This is a genomic window from Neoroseomonas eburnea, from assembly GCF_018129005.1.
GTDB classification, from domain to species: domain Bacteria; phylum Pseudomonadota; class Alphaproteobacteria; order Acetobacterales; family Acetobacteraceae; genus Neoroseomonas; species Neoroseomonas eburnea.
This window is the reverse complement of sequence record NZ_JAAEDL010000005.1, coordinates 171,560-190,606: the sequence shown is the minus strand read 5'-3', so window position 1 is coordinate 190,606 and position 19,047 is coordinate 171,560. Positions and strand designations below refer to the sequence as shown.

Annotated in this window: 21 protein-coding genes; 8 read left to right on the top strand and 13 right to left on the bottom strand. The window is 71.6% G+C overall.

The genetic code is table 11. From position 1 onward, the window contains the following. The first annotated feature begins 29 nt into the window (after positions 1 to 29). On the top strand, positions 30 to 923 hold the full coding sequence (locus tag GXW74_RS07375; protein WP_211845831.1) for a polysaccharide deacetylase family protein: 894 nt from the start codon (positions 30 to 32) through the stop codon (positions 921 to 923). A gap of 2 nt (positions 924 to 925) precedes the next feature. Beyond that, positions 926 to 1,483: a lipocalin family protein gene (locus GXW74_RS07370; RefSeq protein ID WP_211845830.1), complete on the top strand. Its 558-nt coding sequence runs from the start codon at positions 926 to 928 to the stop codon at positions 1,481 to 1,483. Between the two features lie 222 nt (positions 1,484 to 1,705). Here GXW74_RS07370 and GXW74_RS07365 read toward each other — a convergent pair whose 3' ends face one another. From GXW74_RS07365 to GXW74_RS07355, 3 genes are read right to left on the bottom strand one after another with little or no spacing between them, the layout of a single operon-like run. Further along, a complete protein-coding gene (locus tag GXW74_RS07365) occupies positions 1,706 to 3,253 on the bottom strand; it encodes a hypothetical protein (RefSeq protein ID WP_211845829.1) in 1,548 nt (515 codons plus the stop codon). Between the two features lie 47 nt (positions 3,254 to 3,300). Continuing rightward, on the bottom strand, positions 3,301 to 4,149 hold the full coding sequence (locus GXW74_RS07360; protein ID WP_246523021.1) for a GNAT family N-acetyltransferase: 849 nt from the start codon (positions 4,147 to 4,149) through the stop codon (positions 3,301 to 3,303). Further along, positions 4,146 to 4,895: an SDR family NAD(P)-dependent oxidoreductase gene (locus tag GXW74_RS07355; RefSeq protein WP_211845828.1), complete on the bottom strand. Its 750-nt coding sequence runs from the start codon at positions 4,893 to 4,895 to the stop codon at positions 4,146 to 4,148. The genes GXW74_RS07360 and GXW74_RS07355 overlap by 4 nt, the downstream gene beginning before the upstream one ends. A gap of 124 nt (positions 4,896 to 5,019) precedes the next feature. Between GXW74_RS07355 and GXW74_RS07350 the strand changes: the two genes are divergently transcribed. After that, positions 5,020 to 5,445, top strand: a complete 426-nt coding sequence (locus GXW74_RS07350; protein WP_211845827.1) for a PaaI family thioesterase — start codon at positions 5,020 to 5,022, stop codon at positions 5,443 to 5,445. Positions 5,446 to 5,505: 60 nt separating this feature from the next. Further along, positions 5,506 to 6,189 (top strand): CBS domain-containing protein, encoded by a 684-nt coding sequence (locus GXW74_RS07345; protein ID WP_246523019.1) that lies wholly within the window; start codon positions 5,506 to 5,508, stop codon positions 6,187 to 6,189. Here the strand turns inward: GXW74_RS07345 and cysQ are convergent. Next, positions 6,177 to 6,968 (bottom strand): 3'(2'),5'-bisphosphate nucleotidase CysQ, encoded by a 792-nt coding sequence (gene cysQ / locus GXW74_RS07340; RefSeq protein WP_211845826.1) that lies wholly within the window; start codon positions 6,966 to 6,968, stop codon positions 6,177 to 6,179. The genes GXW74_RS07345 and cysQ overlap by 13 nt on opposite strands. Before the next feature lie 137 nt (positions 6,969 to 7,105). Between cysQ and cysD the strand changes: the two genes are divergently transcribed. Next, on the top strand, positions 7,106 to 8,029 hold the full coding sequence (cysD, locus tag GXW74_RS07335) for a sulfate adenylyltransferase subunit CysD (protein WP_211845825.1): 924 nt from the start codon (positions 7,106 to 7,108) through the stop codon (positions 8,027 to 8,029). A 1-nt stretch (position 8,030) separates the two neighbouring features. After that, positions 8,031 to 9,896, top strand: a complete 1,866-nt coding sequence (gene cysN / locus GXW74_RS07330) for a sulfate adenylyltransferase subunit CysN (RefSeq protein WP_211845824.1) — start codon at positions 8,031 to 8,033, stop codon at positions 9,894 to 9,896. A 7-nt stretch (positions 9,897 to 9,903) separates the two neighbouring features. On the opposite strand, the gene GXW74_RS07325 is transcribed toward cysN, so the two are convergent. The 6 genes from GXW74_RS07325 to GXW74_RS07300 all read right to left on the bottom strand — a co-directional run bounded on the left by GXW74_RS07325 (position 9,904) and on the right by GXW74_RS07300 (position 15,252). Beyond that, the gene (locus tag GXW74_RS07325) at positions 9,904 to 10,878 is read right to left on the bottom strand and encodes a hypothetical protein (protein WP_211845823.1); all 975 of its coding nucleotides are present in this window, start codon (positions 10,876 to 10,878) and stop codon (positions 9,904 to 9,906) included. A 3-nt stretch (positions 10,879 to 10,881) separates the two neighbouring features. After that, entirely contained in the window at positions 10,882 to 11,604 is a 723-nt protein-coding gene (locus GXW74_RS07320) for a hypothetical protein (RefSeq protein ID WP_211845822.1), read from the bottom strand. A gap of 121 nt (positions 11,605 to 11,725) precedes the next feature. After that, positions 11,726 to 13,024: an NAD(P)/FAD-dependent oxidoreductase gene (locus GXW74_RS07315; protein WP_211845821.1), complete on the bottom strand. Its 1,299-nt coding sequence runs from the start codon at positions 13,022 to 13,024 to the stop codon at positions 11,726 to 11,728. Between the two features lie 5 nt (positions 13,025 to 13,029). Beyond that, complete coding sequence (locus GXW74_RS07310; protein ID WP_211845820.1) at positions 13,030 to 13,920, bottom strand: DMT family transporter; 891 nt, start codon at positions 13,918 to 13,920, stop codon at positions 13,030 to 13,032. Between the two features lie 86 nt (positions 13,921 to 14,006). Further along, positions 14,007 to 14,528: a cysteine dioxygenase family protein gene (locus GXW74_RS07305; protein ID WP_211845819.1), complete on the bottom strand. Its 522-nt coding sequence runs from the start codon at positions 14,526 to 14,528 to the stop codon at positions 14,007 to 14,009. Positions 14,529 to 14,568: 40 nt separating this feature from the next. Beyond that, positions 14,569 to 15,252, bottom strand: coding sequence for a GntR family transcriptional regulator (locus GXW74_RS07300; RefSeq protein ID WP_211845818.1), 684 nt, complete (start codon positions 15,250 to 15,252; stop codon positions 14,569 to 14,571). A gap of 121 nt (positions 15,253 to 15,373) precedes the next feature. On the opposite strand from GXW74_RS07300, the gene GXW74_RS07295 reads away from it, so the two are divergent. After that, complete coding sequence (locus tag GXW74_RS07295; RefSeq protein ID WP_211845817.1) at positions 15,374 to 16,396, top strand: hypothetical protein; 1,023 nt, start codon at positions 15,374 to 15,376, stop codon at positions 16,394 to 16,396. 344 nt (positions 16,397 to 16,740) lie between these two features. Here GXW74_RS07295 and rpsD read toward each other — a convergent pair whose 3' ends face one another. Next, positions 16,741 to 17,358 carry a 30S ribosomal protein S4 gene (gene rpsD, locus GXW74_RS07290; protein WP_211845816.1) on the bottom strand — a complete coding sequence of 206 codons (618 nt, stop codon included), beginning with the start codon at positions 17,356 to 17,358 and terminating at the stop codon, positions 16,741 to 16,743. 199 nt (positions 17,359 to 17,557) lie between these two features. On the opposite strand from rpsD, the gene GXW74_RS07285 reads away from it, so the two are divergent. Further along, entirely contained in the window at positions 17,558 to 17,758 is a 201-nt protein-coding gene (locus GXW74_RS07285) for a hypothetical protein (protein ID WP_211845815.1), read from the top strand. Positions 17,759 to 17,812: 54 nt separating this feature from the next. Here GXW74_RS07285 and GXW74_RS07280 read toward each other — a convergent pair whose 3' ends face one another. Together GXW74_RS07280 and copM are read right to left on the bottom strand one after the other, a co-directional pair. Then, a complete protein-coding gene (locus tag GXW74_RS07280) occupies positions 17,813 to 18,658 on the bottom strand; it encodes an RNA methyltransferase (protein WP_211845814.1) in 846 nt (281 codons plus the stop codon). Beyond that, positions 18,655 to 19,017 carry a CopM family metallochaperone gene (copM, locus tag GXW74_RS07275; protein ID WP_211845813.1) on the bottom strand — a complete coding sequence of 121 codons (363 nt, stop codon included), beginning with the start codon at positions 19,015 to 19,017 and terminating at the stop codon, positions 18,655 to 18,657. Before copM ends, GXW74_RS07280 begins: the two co-directional genes overlap by 4 nt. Positions 19,018 to 19,047 lie beyond the last annotated feature (30 nt).

Genomic DNA, 19,047 nt, shown 5'->3' with positions numbered 1-19,047 from the left:
CCCCATCACGAGGCGGCAGGAGGGCCGCGATGCTGCCGACGCATGGGCGCTACGACTATCACCCCTGGCCGATGCGCGCGGCCTACACCTGGCCCGGAGAGACCCGCTTGGCGGTCTATCTCGGCATCAACCTGGAGCATTTCGCCTTCGGCGAGGGGCTGGGGGCCGAGCTGGCGCCCGACGGCCCGCAGCCGGACGTGCTCAACTTCGCCTGGCGCGACTATGGCAATCGCGTCGGCGCCTGGCGGCTGATTGCGCTGCTGGACGAGTTGGGCCTGCCGGCGACTGTGCTGGTGAACAGCGCCATGTACGACTACGCACCCGCGCTGGTGGCCGCGCATCGTGCGCGCGGCGACGAGATCGCCGGCCATGGGCGCACCAATTCGGAACGCCAGTCCATCCTGCCGGAAGCCGAGGAACGCGCGCTGATCGCCGAGAGCACTGCTGCGATCCTGCGGCATGAGGGGCGGGCGCCGCGCGGCTGGCTTTCTCCCTGGATCGCGGAATCGCGCACGACGTCAGACCTGCTGGCCGAGGCGGGCTATGCCTACACGCTGAACTGGTGCGCCGATGATGCGCCGATCTGGATGCGCACGCGCGGTGGGCGGCTGCTCGCCGTCCCCTACCCGCAGGAGGTCAACGACATTCCGGCGATCGTCGCCCGCAAGGATGGCGCGACGCAGTTCGCCGACATGATCATGGAGGATTTCGAGGAACGCCTGCTGCAGGTCCGCGACGGCAGGCCGCAGGTGATGGGCATCGCGCTGCATCCCTACCTGGTCGGTCAGCCGTATCGGATGCGGCAGTTGCGGCGCGCGCTGGGGCATGTCGCGGCGCGGCGCGGCGTCGTCTGGATCACCACGGCGGGCGGCGTGCTCGACCATGTGCTGTCGCTGCCGCCGGGCAGCATCCCGGGGGAATAGCCATGGGCCGAGCCCTCCCTGCCCTGGCGCTGCTCATCGCGGCCTGCGCCACGCAGCCCGGTCCGGAGACGCCGCGCACCGTCGGGCAGGTCGATCTCGGCCGCTATGCGGGCCTCTGGCACGAGGCGGCACGGTTCCCGACCTCCTTCCAGGACAGCGCGCGGATCCGCTGCGAGGGCGTCACCGCGACCTACTCGCCGCGACCGGATGGGACGATCGGCGTGGTCAATCGCTGCCGCAACGCGCTCGCCGGCGGCGCCGAGCGCGTCGCTGAAGGCGTGGCGTACAGCGCGGCGCCAGGAAACGACAGGTTGCGCGTTTCCTTCTTCTGGCCGTTCCACGGTGACTACTGGGTGATCGGGCTGGACCCGCAATACCGATGGGCGGTCGTCGGCGCGCCGGGACGGGACTACCTCTGGATCCTGTCCCGCACGGCCGCGATGGCCCCGGCGGACTACGCAATGGCTGTGGAGATCGCGCGGCGGGAAGGCTTCGATACGGCTCGCCTTCAGCGGACGCCGCAGGGCAGGGCCATCCAGGCTGCTGAGAACACGGATTGAGGGGGCTTCGCCGGCTCACTCTCCCGCAGCCAAAGGCCAAAAAGGGCCCTTGGAACCCATAACCACGTATTGGTTTCCGAAGGCCTTTCCGCCGACGAGTCCCCATTGCCGACACGAAGCATCGGCAATGGGGACCGCGCCGAGGGCGCCCGGGAGGAGCGCCACCCCACTCGGAACACCGGCGAGGCGCGCGCCCCTCCTGGGGTGGGCCCGCTCCGCCCCTCAGCGCCCGCCCGGCGGCAGCAGGATCACCTCGAAGGCACCCGCCCCATCACCAAGCACCCCCGCCCGCACGAACACGTCCCCCTTGCGCGAGCCCGGCACCACGAGGCGGGAGGCCAGCCCCTCCTCCCCGCCGTCATCGTCCTCGGCCAGCATGGCACCGCCGGCGTCGAGCAGTTCCAGAACCGTGTCCGTGCCGTCGCGCAGCGCGCGCGTCAGCACGACATGCTCACCGGGCGGCAGCAGGAAAAAGGCGGACTGACCGCGGCGCAGGCGGATCGGCACCACGACGCCGGGCTGCAGCGCCGCCGCCGCGGCAGCCTCATGCAGCGATGTCGGAAAGGTCCCGCCCGTCGGTGCATCGTGCTCCACCACGAGCTCGAACTCGCCCGATGCGTCCCCGAGGAGCCCCGCACGGACATAGAGAGGGCGCACTTCCGAGGCCGGCACCTCGATGCGCGACGCCAGGTCGCCGCCGCCATCGTCGTCCTCGGCGATCTCGTTCCCGCCTTCGTCGAGCAGCGCCAGCACGGTGTCGGAACCGCGGCGGAGGTTGCGCGTGAGGACGGCAATGTCGCCCTCGGGCAGCCTGAAGAAGGCGGCTTGGCCCCGGCGCAGGCGCAGTGCGACCGGCTGGCCGGATTCGAGCGCCGGGGCGGTGGCGGCCTCGCGCAGACTGGCCGGGAAGGGTGGCGCGGGCGGCGAGGTGTCCGGCAGCGCCACCAGCTCGAAGCTGCCGCCGCCGCTGATGGTGCGCGCCCGCACGTAGAGCGGCCGCCGCTGCCCGCCAGGCACCTCGACGCGCGAGGCGAGCTGTTCCTCCCCGCCGTCATCGTCCTCGACGATCTCGCGGCCATTGGCGTCGAGCAGCGCCAGCGTGGTGTCGGTGCCGCGCGCCAGGCCACGTGTCAGCAGGACCAGGTCCTGCCCGCCCGGAGGCAGGCGGAAATAGGCTTCCTGCCGGCCCCGCAGCTCGATCGCGACCGGCTCGCCGACGCGGAGTTCCGGCCGTCCCGCCGCCTCGGTCAGGGTTGCCGGCGGACCGGCAGGGTCGCGTGGCGGTGCCGGCTGCAGGACAAGCTCGAAACGGCCAGCCCCCTGCTCCAGCAGGCGCACGCGCAGAAAGAGCGGGCCGCCCTGGTCCGCCCCGATCTCGATGCGGGAGGCGAGGTTCTCTTCGCCGCCGTCATCATCCTCCGCGAGGGTGCGGCCCTGCGCATCGAGCAGTGTCATCACCGTGTCGGTGTCGCGCGCGAGCCGCCGGGTCTGTGCCACCAGCTCGCCGGCGCCGTCGGGCAGGCGGAAATAGGCGGACTCCCCGCGGGAGAGGCGCAGCGACACCGCGGCCCCGACGGGCAGCGGCGGCAGCACTGCGGCCTCGGAGAGGTCGCGGCCTGGCGATGCCTCCCCCGCGGAGACGCCGAGTTGGACGGGCACTGCCCGCTGCGGCATCCCGGGCGGGCGTTGCGCCAGCGCCGGGCCCGCCAGGAGCGCCGCGGCCGCCGCGAACATCACCAGCGGCGCGCGGCGCGAGGAGGTATGGGTCATCAGGGCGGTTCCCCTTCCTGCAATGGGATGCTGCGGCCGCTGTGCCGTCAGCCGAGTTCGAAACTGGTGATGCCGTAGATGCCTTCGATCGGCAGGCCGGGCGGCGGGCCGGCATACATGCGGGCAGTCTCGAAGGCCGGGCTCATGCCTGCCTCGACGGCCATGGCGACGGCATCCGCATTGGGTTCCGGCAGGTCCAGGAAGACCGGTCCCGGCCGCGCGGCCGCCAGCAGCGCCGCGAAAAGAGCGCGCGCCGTCGCCGGACCTTCGGCAAAGAGCGGCCCGATCTTGGAACCTTCACGGCAGGGTCGCAGCACCGCGTAGCCGCACAGGCCGTCCGGCCCCGGCACGGCACGCGCGACATGACCCGGTGCGGCCAGCCAGGCGCGCAGGAAGGCCTCGCGCGCGGCAGGGAAGAACCTCCGGTCGAAGGCCTGGATCGCCTCGAAGGGCAGGTCTGCGGCATCAACGGCCTCGAGGGCGCCGGCGATGCGCGGAGCGCGCGGCGCGGCGGCGCCGTAGCGGATGTTGCGATGGAGCAGCTCGAAGCCGGACCGGCGATAGTTGGCCTGCTGCGCCACCACCCCGTCGAGGCCGACGGTTCCGGGTTGAAGCCGCGCCATCGCCGCGTGCCACAACGCCAGGCCATGGCCCCGCCCGCGATGCCCCGGCCGGACGATGTAGAAGCCGAGGAAGCCGAACGCCTCTCCGTAGCGGACGGCCGAGACGCAGCCGACCGGCTTGCCCGCGGCCTCGGCGATCAGGAAGCCTCCCGGATCGGCGGCGAAGAAGCAGGCGGCGTCGGCGAGGCCGGGGTTCCAGCCCTCGGCGGCGGCCCAGTCGAGCGCGAGGCCGAGCTCCTCGCGCCGCATCGGGCGGATGGTGCGCTCGCTCAATGCATCACGTCCCCGCCATTGGGCGACAGGCAGGCGCCCACGTAGAAATCGCCGCCGCGGCCGGCCAGCAGCAGCGCCGTCGCCGCGATCTCCTCGGGCATTCCGAGGCGGCCTGCAGGCAGCGAGGCTTCGATCGCCGCGCGCCATTCCGCACCGCGGGCGCGCGTCAGGTCGGTGTCGACCGGGCCGGGCGCGATGCAGTTCACGCGTACGCCGCGCGGCGCCGCCTCCAGGGCCAGGGCCCGCGTGAAGGCCAGGATCGCGCCCTTCGCCGCGCAATAGGGTGTCAGATTCGGCGAGCCCTTGAATGCGAGCTGCGAGGAGACGGTGATGATCCGTCCCCTCCCCCGTTCCGCCATGCCCGGATAGACGGCCTGCGCGGCGATCACCGTGTGCATCAGGTGGACGTCGAGGAGGCGGCGGAAGGTCTCCTCGGAGAGATTCTCGAAGGCGCCGCGCAGGTTGATGCCGGCATTCGTCACCAGGATGTCCGTCGGGCCGAGCGCGGTTTCGGCGGCGGCGATGAAGCCGCGCAGCCGGCCCCCCTCGGCGACGTCGAGCGATTCGGCATGCGCGCGCCGCCCGAGCGCGGTGACGGCGGCAACGGTCTCGGCCGCGCCCGCCTCATCGTCGAGGTGGCAGAAGGCGACATCCGCGCCGGCGCCGGCGAAGGCACGCACGATCGCCGCGCCGATCCCTCGGCTGCCGCCGGTGACGATGGCGACCTGTCCGGCCAGCTCGGTCATGGGCCATCCTCTCATCCGCCGCGGAGCGCATGCATCGCCCATCGGCCAGGCGGCGACAACCGCCCGGATGGCCGCCGGGCCACCAGTGGGGCAGCATCGCACGGAAACGACCGGGAGGACCCGCATGAACGACGCCGCGCCGAGCCCCGCCGCGATCCAGGAGGTGGTGCACCGCGGCGTGCCGCTCGCAGCCGCATGGGGGATCGAGGTGCTGAACGCGGCGGGCGGCGGTGCGACATGCCGCCTGCCCTGGCGTCAGGAGTTGTTGCGGCCGGGCGGCACGGTGTCCGGCCCGGCCCTGATGGGTCTTGCGGATATTGCGATGTGGGCGGCGCTGCTCGGCGTATCCGGCGGGCGCGACGAGAGCCTGACCACCAGCCTCACCATCCACTTCCTGCGCCGGCTCGACCCCGGGCCGGTGCTGGCCGAGGCGCGCCTGCTGAAGCGCGGCCGGATCATCTTCGGCGAGGTCATGATCCGCAGCGAGGCGGCGAGCGAAATCGCCGCCCATGTCACCACCAGTTGGGCCGCCGTCACGCCGCGGTCTTGACGAGCCTCAAGGCGGCGCGGCCGGAGCCGCCCGATCCTGCCCATCCCTGGGAGAGACGCGATGCGCGCACGCGAGTTGATGACCACCGGCCTGCTCACCGTGCCACCCGACGCACCCTTGCATATCGTGGCCCGGCTGCTCGCCGAACGCGGCGTCTCCGGGGCGCCGGTGGTGGATGCGGACGGACGGCTGCTCGGCATGGTGACCGAGGGCGACCTGATCCGTCGCCTGGCGGCGAAGGAGGACAGCCCGACCTCCTGGGTCCGCGGCCTGCTCTCCTCCGCCGAGGGGCAGGCGGCGCGCTTCGCCCGCACGCACGGGCGGCGGGCGCGCGACGTGATGACGACCGAGCTCGCGACCGTCACCGAGGACACGCCGATCGAGCGGGTGGCCCAGATCCTGGAGTCGAAGGGCATCCGGCGCGTCCCGGTGGTGCGGGACGGCGTGCTGGTGGGCATCGTCGCCCGCGCCGACCTGATCCGCGCGCTGTGCGACCCGGAGGGCCCGCCCGCCGCCGACGCCCCTGATGCCCGCATCCGGCGGGAACTCGCCCACGCGATGCAGGCGCAGCCCTGGGTCGACACCTGGTTCCTGCTCGCCGAGGTGCAGGACGGCGTCGTCACCTTCCATGGGTTCTGCCGCTCGGAGACGGTGAAGCAGGGGCTTCGCGTGCTGGCCGAGGGCATACCCGGGGTGACCGAGGTGCGCTTCGAGACCGAGACGACGCCGCCCTATCCGGGCTGAGCCACGCCGCCCCAGGCGATGAAGGCATCGTTGCGCCAGGCGCCGCCTGGCTTGCCGTAGCGGAAGGGCACGCCCTCCGGCGTCACGACACGGCCGCCGGCAGCCTCCAGCACGGCGTGGCCGGCCGCGGTGTCCCATTCCATGGTCGGCCCGAAGCGGGGATAGACGTCCGCCTCCCCTTCCGCGACCAGGCAGAACTTCAGCGAGGAGCCGACCGAGCGCAGGCCGGCGACGGTGAGCCCGGCGAGGAAGGCTTCGGTCGCCGCATCGCGATGCGACCGGCTCGCGACGGCAACGAGGCCGGTGCCCCCCGGCGCGCGCACCGCGATCGATCGGCCCGCGGCATCGCCCGCCTGCCGCACCCGCGCGCCGACGCCGACAGCACCCGACCAGAGCCGGCCGAGCGCCGGCGCGAAGACGACGCCGGCGACCGGCGCGCCATGCTCGACCAGTGCGATGTTCACGGTGAATTCGCCATTGCCGGAGAGGAATTCCCGCGTGCCGTCGAGCGGATCGACCAGGATGAACCTGTCGGCAGGCGGGCATTCCAGCCGCTCGGCATCCTCCTCAGAGATCACGGGCAGGTGCGGACAGACGTCTGCGAGCCCCTCCAGGATGGCGGAGTGCGCGGCGAGATCGGCGGCCGTCAACGGGCTGCCATCGGCCTTCGCCTCGGCCGTCGCGGCGCCGTAGATGGCCATGATGCGCGCGCCCGCGGCTTCCGCGATCATCGCGAAACGATCGGCCAGATGGGCACGTGCCGTCGGATCTGTTCTCATTTGCGCGATGCTTCGGACAGTGTCTGTTGCGGAACTTGCGCGTCGCAGGCGGCCATGGGAAGAGGCCAAGGCATGCGGTCTTGCCGCGCTGCACCAAGCCTGCGTTCCGCCGGCTGTTCTTCGCTCCCGAGGGGTCCGTGTCGAGCCACACAGGTACAGCCACGCTCACGCCGCATCTCGCGCGGCTGGAAGCGGAATCGATCGCCATCATCCGAGAGGTCGCCGCCTCCTTCCGCAAGCCGGTGATGCTCTACAGCATCGGCAAGGATTCGGGCGTGATGCTGCACCTGGCGCTCAAGGCCTTCGCGCCGGGCAAGCCGCCCTTCCCGCTGCTGCACGTCGATACGACGTGGAAGTTCCGCGAGATGATCGCCTTCCGCGACATGATGGCGGAGAAGGTCGGGATGGAGCTGCTCGTCCACACCAACCCGGACGGCATCGCACGCGGCATCGGCCCGATCGCCTCCGGCTCGGCGCTGCACACGCAGGTGATGAAGACGGAGGGGCTGAAGCAGGCGCTCGACAAATGGGGCTTCGACGCGGCCTTCGGCGGCGCGCGGCGCGACGAGGAAAAGTCCCGCGCCAAGGAGCGCATCTTCTCCTTCCGCGGCCCCGGCCATTCCTGGGACCCGCGCGGCCAGCGGCCGGAGCTGTGGAACCTGTTCAACACGCGCATCCGTGAGGGCGAGAGCATCCGCGTCTTCCCGCTGTCGAACTGGACCGAGTACGATGTGTGGGATTACGTGCTCGCCGAGGACATTCCCGTCGTGCCGCTCTACTTCGCGAAGGAGCGGCCGGTGGTGAAGCGGTCCGGAACCTGGATCATGGTGGACGACGAGCGCCTGCCACTGGAGCCGGGCGAGAGGCCGCAGATGCGCATGGTCCGCTTCCGCACCCTCGGCTGCTACCCGCTCTCCGGCGCGGTCGAAAGCACCGCGGCGACGCTGCCCGAGATCATCGCCGAAATGCGTGTCGCCAGGACCAGCGAGCGCCAGGGCCGCCTCATCGACACCGACGAGGAAGCCTCGATGGAGAAGAAGAAGCGCGAGGGGTACTTCTGAGATGACCCTGCATCGCAAGCTTGGGCAGCACGAGCTCCTGCGCTTCCTCACCTGCGGTTCGGTGGACGACGGCAAGTCCACGCTGATCGGCCGCCTGCTCTACGACAGCCAGCTCATCTTCGAGGACACCCTGGTCTCGCTCGCCAAGGACAGCCGCAAGCACGGCACGACGGGGGACGAGATCGACCTCGCGCTGCTGGTCGACGGGCTGGAGGCGGAACGCCAACAGGGCATCACCATCGACGTCGCCTACCGCTTCTTCGCCACGCCGCGGCGGTCCTTCATCGTCGCCGACACGCCGGGCCACGAGCAGTACACGCGCAACATGGCGACCGGCGCGTCGGGCGCCTCGCTCGCCGTCATCCTGATCGACGCGCGCAAGGGCGTGCTGACGCAGACGCGGCGGCATTCCTACATCTGCTCGCTGCTCGGCATACGCGACATCGTGGTGGCGGTGAACAAGATCGACCTGGTGAACTTCAGCGAGGACACCTTCGACCGCATCGTCGGCGACTACGTCACCTTCGCATCCGAGCTCGGCTTCCGCTCCGTCGTGCCGGTACCGATCAGCGCACGCTTCGGGGACAACGTGACACAGCGCTCGGGCAACATGCCCTGGTATCACGGTCCGACGCTGCTCGAGCACCTCGAGACGGTCGACGTCACGCAGGATCTCGCAGGCAAGCCCTTCCGCTTCCCGGTGCAATGGGTGAACCGCCCGAACCTGGACTTCCGCGGCTTCGCCGGCACGATCGCGGCCGGGCGCATCGCGCCGGGCGACCAGGTGGTGGTGGCAGCCTCGGGCAAGACCAGCCGCATCGCGCGCATCGTCACCGCCGATGGCGACCTGCCCTCGGCCGAAGCCGGGCAGGCCGTCACGCTGACGCTGGAGGACGAGGTGGATGTCGCGCGCGGCGACATCCTGGTGCGCCCCGCCGAGCGCCCCCCCGTCGCCGACCAGTTCGCCGCCCATCTGCTGTGGATGGACGAGGAGGCGATGCTGCCCGGGCGCGGCTACCTCATGCGCATCGGCAATATCTGGACGCCGTGCTCGGTCACCTCCATCCGCCACCGGGTGGACGTGAACACGCTGGAGGAGCACGCGGCGCGCCGCCTCGCGCTGAACGAGATCGGCTTCTGCAACTTCTCCGCCGGCCAGGCCATCCCGCTCGATCCCTATGAGGAGAGCCGGGCGACCGGCGCCTTCATCCTGGTGGACCGCTTCACCAACCGCACCGCCGGCGCGGGGATGGTGGCCTATCCGCTGCGGCGGGCGTCGAACATCCACCACGAGCATTTCAGCGTCGACAAGACGGCACGTGCCGCGCTCGTCGGCAACACGCCGATGGTGCTGTGGTTCACCGGCCTGTCGGGATCCGGCAAGTCGACCATCGCCAACATCGTGGAGCAGGCGCTGCACCGCGCCGGGCGGCCGACCTACTCGCTCGACGGCGACAACATCCGCCATGGGCTCTGCCGCGATCTAGGCTTCACCGCCGAGGACCGCGTCGAGAACATCCGCCGTGTCGGCGAGGTGGCGAAGCTGTTCGTCGATGCCGGAATGATCGTGCTCTGCTCCTTCATCTCGCCCTTCCAGGCGGAACGGCGGATGGTGCGCGACCTGCTCGGCCCCGGCGAATTCGTCGAGATCTTCGTCGACACGCCGATCGAGGCCTGCATCCAGCGCGACCCCAAGGGCCTCTATGCCCGCGCGCAGGCCGGGCAGATCAAGAACTTCACCGGCATCGACAGCCCCTACGAGGCGCCGGAACACCCCGAATTGCACATCAGGACGGCGGGCCGCTCGCCGGAGGAATGCTCAGCCGAAGTGCTCGACCGGCTGCGCGCCGCCGGCATCGCCTGCTGAAGCCCCGTCAGCCTGACCCGGGTGCGGGCCAGGCGAAGGGCAGCGCCGGATTGCCCGCGAAGAGATCCGGCCCATCCGCCAGCGTCGCGGCGAGGACGCCCTCCGCGCCGCGTGCCAGCGCAGAGAGGCGGCACCGCCAGAAGGCGAGCAGTTCGGCATCCGGCGCGGCGCCGACCATCGCCTCGTCGAGCCAGCGCGCATAGGCGTCGGGCAGCGCGGCGAGCAGGCGCGCCAGCAGCAAGCTTTCGCGAGGCGCCAGCCCTCCCGGCAGGACCAGCGTCCCGGCCACATCCAGATGCAGCGGGACCGCCGGCGCCCCGGGCGCGGCGAGCGCCAGGTCGAGCCCCGTCGGCGCCGCCCGCAGTGCCAGCGCCAGATGCGGCTGCGGCGACGGCCCGAGCCGCGCGCCCTCCAGCCGCATGTCGAGCAGTCGCGCCTCGCCATCGCTTCGGAAGGCGAGGCGCGCGCGGCCGGCAGCAACCGGCAGGCGTTCCTGCAGGAAGCGGCGGCCGGCGATCAGCGCCAGGGCCTCGCCCGCCGCCGCGGGGCCATGCGCGGCAGGCTCGATCACCAAGGTGGACAGCCGGAAGCCCACGCGGCGCATCCGCTCGCCGGGCGCCGGCAATTGGCGGAGACGCTCGGCGTGGAACCAGAACTCGGCACGTGGCTCGCCCGCCATCGCCGCCGCATCCCAGGCGAAGTCGAGCACATCGAAGGCCCCGAGCCGCCGCGGCGCCACCTCCAGCCGATGGCCATTGAGGAAGATCGCGGGCGCCGGGACAGCCTCGCCGGGCATCAGCAGGACATGCGCCTCGCCGCGGCCCGGCCCCACCGGCGCCGGCACGCGCAGGACAGAGAAGTGGCCCGGGCCGCTCCAGCGGAAGCCGATGCTGTCCTTGAGTTCCGGTTCATGCCAGCCGCTGCCCTCGATCGCGAAGAGCAGGTCGTGCATGAAGCGGCGCCGCCAGGGTCCGGTCTGCACGGTTCAGTCGAGGCTCCAGGCATGGCGCTCGGCGAAGCGGACCAGTTCGATGCCGAAGCGCGTGCCGGCCACCGTCATCATCTCGTCCAGCGGATAGCCCTCCGTCTCCCTTGGGGCGATGGCGACCAGGAGGTCCGCCGTCGCCTCCGCCACCTCCCCCATGCCGAGGCGCCCCAACTCGGCCCGCCGTGGCCCAAGATTCGCCATCAGCATTCTCAGCGCGCGGCGCCAGGCCGGCTGGCTCCAGGCCTGCGCATGCGCCAGGTGGCGGACGCCGCGGCACTGCACCACCTCGACCGGCAAGCCCAGCATCAGCGCATCGAGCACCACCCAGTAGTCCCACCAGGGCACGCCGAGCGCGAAGCCTTCCAGCGAAAGCCGCGCCGCCATCCCCCGCGGCATCAGCACGAGGTCGTAGCCGTAGCGGTAGAAGGGGCCCGCCTCCTGCGCCGCGTGGCCGACATCCATGCGGTTGCAGACCAGCATCGCCCGGCCGGCGCGCTCGAGCAGCGCCGCGCGGCGCGTGGAGTCGAGGTCCAGCCGGATATCGGCATTGACGATGCCGACGACCGGCGCCCCCGCAGCGACCGCGCGCCCCAGCGCATCCGCGACCCAGGTGCCGCTGCGGCCGTAGGCATCCGCGACACCGGGGGCGGCTTCGGCGGCGTCGATGCCGGTCGGCAGCTCGCCGAGCGCGGTGATCTCCTCTGCCGGGTTGACCGTCACCACCCGCCAGCCCGGCGCAGGCCACGAAGCGAGGCAGGCGGCGCGCCAGGCCGGGCCCGCGTCCTCGCCCCCTGGGGTGGGGCGGCGCATGCGCGGCGGGACAGAGGTAGCAAGCGCGACGTCAGTCACGAGCGTCCAGGCGCCGCAGCTTGGCGACGTTCCAGGCGATGCCGAGGGCGCGGAGGGCGTGCCCCGGAATGGTGCGCAGGCGGGTTTCCACCGGCGCCGCGATGTCGCGCAGCGGCGTGCCCGTGCAGGCGCGCGCGAATTCGCGCCCGAGCGCGACCGCGAGCGCCACACCACGCCCATTGCAGCCCGTCCAGGACAGCACGCCGGGCGCGAGTTCATAGGCATGCGGCATCCTGTCGGCCGTGCCGGCGACATAGCCCCACCAGACATAGTCGAAGCGCAGCTCGCCGATCTGCGGGAAGACGCGGCGCACTCGCTCGGTGATGCGGGCGCGGATGCGGCTGTCCCAACCGAAGGGCAGGATCAGCCCGCCGCCGGTGACCAGCCTGCCGTTCTCGTCGAAGCGGTAGAAGTAGAGATCGCCGCGCGTGTCCGACAGCGCATGGCCTTCCGGCAGGATCGTCCTGCGGATGTTGTCCGACAGGATGGAGGTGGCCATCTGGTAGGAGCGCACCGGCACGATGGTGCGCTTCAGTCCCGGCCAGACGTCGCCCGTATAGGCATGCGTCGCGATGACGACGCGCTCGGCGGTGAGCGTGCCGCGCGGCGTGTCCAGCGCCCAGCCGCCCGGCGCCTGGCGGATGGCGGTGACGGGGCTGCCGGTGTGCACCACGGCGCCGGCGCGGATCGCCGCCCCAGCCATGCCGCGCGCCAGGCCGAGCGGGTTGATCCGCCCGCCCGTCGCATTGCCCCAGCCGCCGTACCAATGGTCGGTGCCGGTCAGGCGCGCCATCTCCGTGCGGGAATAGATGCGCACCGGCGCGCCACGCCGGCCCCATTGCTCGGCGCGCTTCTCGGACAGGCGCAGGCGGGATTCGCGGTGCGCCGGCTGGATCCAGCCGTTCTGCACCGCCTCGGCGGCGATGCCGTGCCTGCGGATCAGGTCGAAGGTGAGCGCCGCGCTGTCGCGGATCAGCGCGACCAACTCCTCGCCCTTGTCGCGCCCGCCGTGTTCCGGGGCAACGGCGGCGGCGATCTCGTCGGGGTCGAGGCGCGACAGCGTCGGGATGACCTGTCCGTTGTTGCGGCCGGAGGCGCCCCAGCCGATCTCCGCCGCCTCGAGCAGCGTGACCGGCACGCCGGCCTCGGCGAGATGCAGCGCGGCGGACAGCCCCGTGAAGCCGCCGCCGACCACGGCGACGCCGGTGCGCGCATCCCCGGCGAGCGGCAGGGTCGCGGGCGGCGGCGGGGCCGTGGCAGCCCAGAGACTCGGCGGCATGGGGGGTGTCATGGCGTTCATCCCGCCTTCCTTCCGGTGAACAGCACGGCGGCCATCATGCCGCCGACGGCCAGCGAGGCGCCGAGCCCCTGCAGCAGGGAAATCGGTTCATGCAGCAGCAGGGCGGCGAGCAGCAAGGCGGTGACCGGCACCATGATCGAAAGTGTGGCGGCCCGCGTGGGTCCGAGCAGTTCCACCGCCCGCGCATAGAGGAACATCGCCAGCGCGCCGAGCACGAGCCCTTGGGTCATGAGATGCAGCAGGATCGACATGGGTGGCAGGATGAGCACGTCCGTTGCCCGCCAGGGCAGCCAGAGCGGCAGCACGGCGACGGCGGAAACCATGGTGACCGCTGCGGTGGCCGGAATGGCCGGCACCTGCCAGCGGCGCAGCAGCAGGGTGAAGACCGCCCAGGTCGAACCGGCCATCAGCAGGAGGATGTCGCCCCGCCAGGCGCCGGGATGCGCACCGCCCACGCCGTCCCAGCCGATCATCAGCACGCCGGCGGCCATCACGCCGAGCGCCAGCGCACGTCCGCGGCTCGGCCGCTCGCCGATCAGCGGGATGGCCAGCAGCGCGCCGGCGATCGGCACCGTCATCGGCGCGATGGTGCCGCCATGCGCCGCCGGCGCGTAGACCAGGGCCGACAGGAAGAGCAGCAGGTTCGGCGCGCCGCCGAATACGGCAAGCAGCAGCAGGTGCCGCCAGCCGACGCGATGCAGCGATTCCCGCGCCCGCCAGGCGAGAGGCGCCAGCAGCAGGGCAGCCGGCACGTAGCGGAAGACGGCGAGGTCCAGCGGATGAAAGCCCTGGCCGGCCAGGGCCGGGCGCGCCACCACCGCATGCCCGCCCCAGATCACGGAGGAGGCGACGCCGAGGGCCAGCCCCAGCAGGATCTTGGGATTCATCGGCACCAAACCTGCCCGGTTGCGGCGCGCCGCGATACGGCGGCACGACGCGGATCAGGCATGCCGGCACGCCGTCGAGCCCTGGGTCAGGCGGCGAAGACGCGGTTCAGATCGCTGCAGAAGCGCGCATAGGGCAGGCCATAGGCGTGGATCGACACCGCCGTCTCGGTGCCGAGATTCGCCAGGCGATGGATCGCATCCGGCGCCGGCGGGCCGCAGGTGACATCGCCGGGGCGGCGCAGCACCGTGCCACAAGGCGTCGGTGGCAGCCCCGCGCCAACCGGCTCGTAGAAGGCTTCCGTCAGGACGCCGCGATGGAAGCCGACCGCGCACCAGACGTGATGGCCATGCACCGGCGACATCTGCCCGGGACGCCAGACCAGCGCGGCGACCGCCCAACCGCCCTGCGTCTCCTCGTGCAGCAGGTGCCTGACATAGGAATCGATGCGGCAGGGACAGTCATGCCCGGCGAGCAGCATCGGGTCGGCCGCATAGGTGCCGAGCACCTCGGCCACCGCCGCCGAGGGTTCCGCCGGACCGGCGCCGAGCACGGCGCGGATCTCCGCCACCATGGCATCGAGGCTGCTGCGGGCGGCGATCACGTTCATGCCTTCCTCCTGGGGAAGCGGTCGGTGTGCAGGGGCGGGGTCATACGGCTATGGCCGCGTCGGGGGCGGTCAGCGCCGCCAGCACCATGTCGCGGCTGGCGGCGACCTGGTCGTGCATCAGCGCGGCGGCCTCGGCCGCGCGGCCTTCGGCAAGCGCCTTCACCAGGGCGGCGTGCTCGTGCGCCATCTCCCCCGTGCGGTCCCGGCGGCGCAGGCCGAGGACGAGCATGCGCGTGCTCTCGTCGAGCAGCCGGCCGATCATCCGCGTCAGGCGCAGGTTGCGCGACAGATCGGCGATCGCGACGTGGAAGGCGCGGTTGGCGTCGAGGAAGGCGAGCGCGCTTTCCTCGTCCTCCGGCCGGTAGCCGGCGGCACAGACGGCATCGAGACGGGCCAGCGCGGCACCATCCACGCGCCCCGCGGCGCGGCGCGCCGCCTCGGGTTCGAGCAGCAGACGGAGGTCGAAGACCTCGTGGATGTCGCGAATCGTGACGAGGGAGACAACCCAGCCGCGGCGCGGCACGGAGACGACCAGCCCCTCCTCCGCCAGCCTTGCGAGCGCCGCGCGCACCGGCGCCTTGCCAAGGCCGAGCCGCTGCGCCGTGGCGCTTTCCGAGACCGTCTCCCCCGGGCCGAGCCGAGTCGTCAGGATATCGCGCCGCAGCATGGCGACGGCCTGGTCGGTCAGCAGGGGCGGGCCATCCACGGGATGGAGGAGAGACATCGGTTCAACAGGTCTCTGACATGTCAGGGCCATGTTGACACGCGCCATCCTCGGCTTCAAGCAACTTCCGCCGCCGGGCCCGCGCGCCACCAGGTGCAGCAGGGCCCGCAAGGAACTCGTCATGCCCCCGGAGTACTGCCGCCCGGCGGATCCCGACATGCGGCTGGTCTTCATCCATGTGCCCAAGACCGGCGGCACCTCCCTGCACGCCGCCCTGGCGCGGCATTTCGCGCCGGAAAGCGTGGTGCACGCGATCGCCCCCGCGAGCTGGGGCGACGCGCTGAGCCCGGCCTCCCGGATCCGCTACATCTCCGGCCACACGCGTTTTTCGGCCGCCGCGCTGATGCCGCGGCCGCACCGCATCGCGACAGTGCTGTGCGAGCCGGTGGAGCGCCTGCTCAGCCTCTACACATTCTGGAGGCGCCACCGGGACAACAGCCTGCCGGAACTGCGCGAGGCCGTGGAGAAGGACCTGCTCGGCTTCCTGCGCTCACCCGAGCCGCTGGTCCGCGCCGCGATAGACAATGCGATGGCGCGACAACTCTACGGCGCGGCCCTGATCGCACCGGACGGGAGGTGGTTCACCCCCATCTCCGGCTGCGGCACTCAGGCGAGGCTGCCGGAGCAGGAGGTCCTGGCCGGAGCGCTCGAGAACCTTGCTGTCTGCGATGCGGTGGGCGTGATGGATGACCTTCCCGCCCTCTACCGGCAGATTTGCGCGGAACTCGCCATGACCCCCGGCCCGGAGCCCGGTCGCCTGAATACGCGGGATGATGTTTCGCCCGGCCTGCGGGAAGCGCCGCCGCCGGAACCGCTCACGCCGGAGATCCGGAGGGAGCTTGATCGGCTGACGCGGCTCGATCGCATCGTCTACGAGGCCGCGCGCATCCGCGCGGCGGGCGGGTCCCGCACGCTGCGGCCGGCGGCGGGTGACCCGCCCCGGGGGCCGGCATGGTTGGTCGACCCGGTCGCCTTCGTCGATATCGTGTTCCGCAGCCTGTTCGGGCGACCGCCGGAGCCGAACTGCCTCACGGTGCATGCAGTCGCGCTGGCGGAAGGGGCGATGATGCCGGCAGAGATGATCCGGCTCTTCGTCGACACCGGCGAGTTCCGGTCACGCCAGGCGGCGGCGGCACAGCCGTAGCGCGGCTGCCTGGCATCCTGCCCGCAAAGCTCGATGGATTGCCGGCGAAGGCAGCGGATCGGCAGACCTCTGCAGTCGAAGGCTTGCGGCATGAGCAACGATGTCCGCAGCACTTCGGACGCACGGCACCGGGACCGATCCTGATCGGACGGCTTCACCCGATCGGGCCATGACGCTCGGGACCAGGACGAGGACCGGATGAAGCGGTTACCGTGAGCCGATGCGAACGGGAGCCGCTCGGGTGAGGATGCATGGCCTCGCGGCGCGTGACCCGCCGCGGGCGCAGGGCCCCGGCGGCGTCCGCAAACAAGAAGGGCCGGCCTGACGGCCGGCCCCCGCCGGGATCAGCGGCTGTAGAACTCGACGACCAGGTTCGGTTCCATCTGGACCGGGTAGGGCACGTCGGACAGCTTCGGCGCGCGGAGGAACTTGCCCCGCATCGCGCGGTGATCGACCTCGATGTACTCGGGGACGTCGCGCTCGCCGCTCTGCGCCGCGTCGAGCACGGCCACGAGTTGCTTCGACTTCTCCTTCACCTCGATCTGATCACCGTCCTTCACGAGGTAGGAGGGGATGTTCACGCGCTTGCCGTTCACGGTGATGTGGCCGTGGTTCACGAACTGGCGGGCAGCGAAGGGCGTGACGGCCAGCTTCATGCGGTACACCACCGCATCGAGGCGACGCTCCAGCAGCTCGATCAGGTTCTCCGAGGTGTCGCCCTTCCGGCGCACCGCTTCCTCGTAGTACTTGCGGAACTGCTTCTCGCCGATGTTGCCGTAGTAGCCCTTGAGCTTCTGCTTCGCCATCAGCTGAACGCCGAAGTCGGTCGGCTTCTGCTTGCGACGCTGGCCGTGCTGGCCGGGGCCGTATTCGCGCTTGGCGATCGGGGACTTGGCGCGGCCCCAGAGGTTCACGCCGAGGCGGCGATTGATCTTGTACTTGCTTTCTGCGCGCTTGGTCATGCGCTGCACCCCGCCGCGTTGCGCGGTCGGGCCTTCTTCACTGCGCCCCGAAGGGCTGTTGTCCCGGTAGTCCCCCGCCCGGCATGGGCAGCGGCGGGCGCAGGCCCCGAAGGCCCGTCCACGTTCCCGGAAGGAGGCGGTCGTCTAGATGCGCAGGCCGGCCTTGTCAAACCCGTGATCGGGCGCCTACTCCCCGCCCATGGTGACGCGCGAAGACATCCTGGTGCTCGGCCTGACGGCGGGCGTGGTCGGCAGCCTGGTCGGCGGGCTGATGCTCTACGCCGGCCTGGCGCTGGTGCTGGCAGGGAACCACGCCGGGTGGGCGCTGGCGCTGCCGGCAGCACCGGCCGGGGGCGGGCTCGGCCTGCTGCTGGCGCGGAAGCTGGCACGGAAAGCATAGCGCGGGGCTTCGCCCCGCACCGCACCAGGGCTCTGCCCTGGACCCGCCAAAGGCCTAGGGGCCCTTGGAACCCTCAACCGAAGGCGCCCAGGGCGGGGAAGCGTCCTCCCTGTCAGGGCGGCCGCGGCGCATGCGGCCGCGGGAGAGCTCCGTCACCACGCCATGCAGGGTGCGGAGTTCCTGTTCCGTGACCTCTCCGCGCTGGAACCAGTGGCGCAGGTTGCGGACCATGCCGGGGCGCTTTTCCAGATTGTCCAGGAAGCCCGTCGCGTCGAGTTCGGACACCAGCCGGTTCAGGAAGCCCTCCAGCTCGCCCTTGGTGGCAACGCGGGTCTCGTTCGTCATCAGCGCCCGCGGCGGCGTTTGCTCGGCCGCCGTCCACCATTCATAGGCGAGGATCATCACCGCCTGCGCCAGGTTGAGCGACATGTGCTCCGGGTTCAGCGGATAGCGCACCAGCGTATCGGCACAGGCCATGTCCTCATTCTCGAGCCCTGCGCGCTCCGGCCCGAACAGCACGGCGGAACGAAGGTTGCGCGACGCGATCTCCCGCAGATCCTCCGCCGCCGCGCGAGCGGTGCGCACGGGCACGACGACATGGCGCGGCCGCGGGCAGGTCGCCATGACGCGATGGCAGTCGGCAACTGCCGCCGCCACGCTGTCGAAGACCTGCGCCGCATCGAGAATGGCATCCGCCCCCGAGGCGGACGGATAGGCATCCGCCTGCGGCCAGCCGTCGCGCGGCGCCACGATCCGCAGATGGAAGAGGCCGCCATTCGCCATCGCGCGCGCCGTCGTGCCGATGTTGCGCGCCATCTGCGGCCGCACCAGCACGATGATCGGCGTCTCGCCCGCCGGCGGCGTCAGCTTCGCGCGGCCATCCTTCCGCCCGCCCGTCATCGCGGCTGGGTGCGCGCGAGATAGGCGCGAAGCTGCGCGATCTCGGCTTCCTGGGCACGGATGACGCTCTCTGCCAGGGCGCGGATCTCGGGGTCGCTGCCATGGCGCAGCGCGACGCGCGCCATGTCGATCGCACCCTGGTGGTGCGGGATCATGCCGGCGGCGAAGTCGCGATCGGCATTGCCGGTGTAGGCGATGGCCATGTCGCGGTGCATGCGGTCCGCGGCGGCGCGGAACTCGCGGGTCGAGGCCGGTTCCTGCGCCGCCGCAGCAGGCGCGCCATGCCCCTGGTGGCTCTGCTGCGCTGCGGCGGGCAGAGCGATCAGGGCGGCGGCGAGGGTCAGGACGAGGCGATTCATGGCGGCGGCTCCCGGTTGGTGTGGACCGGG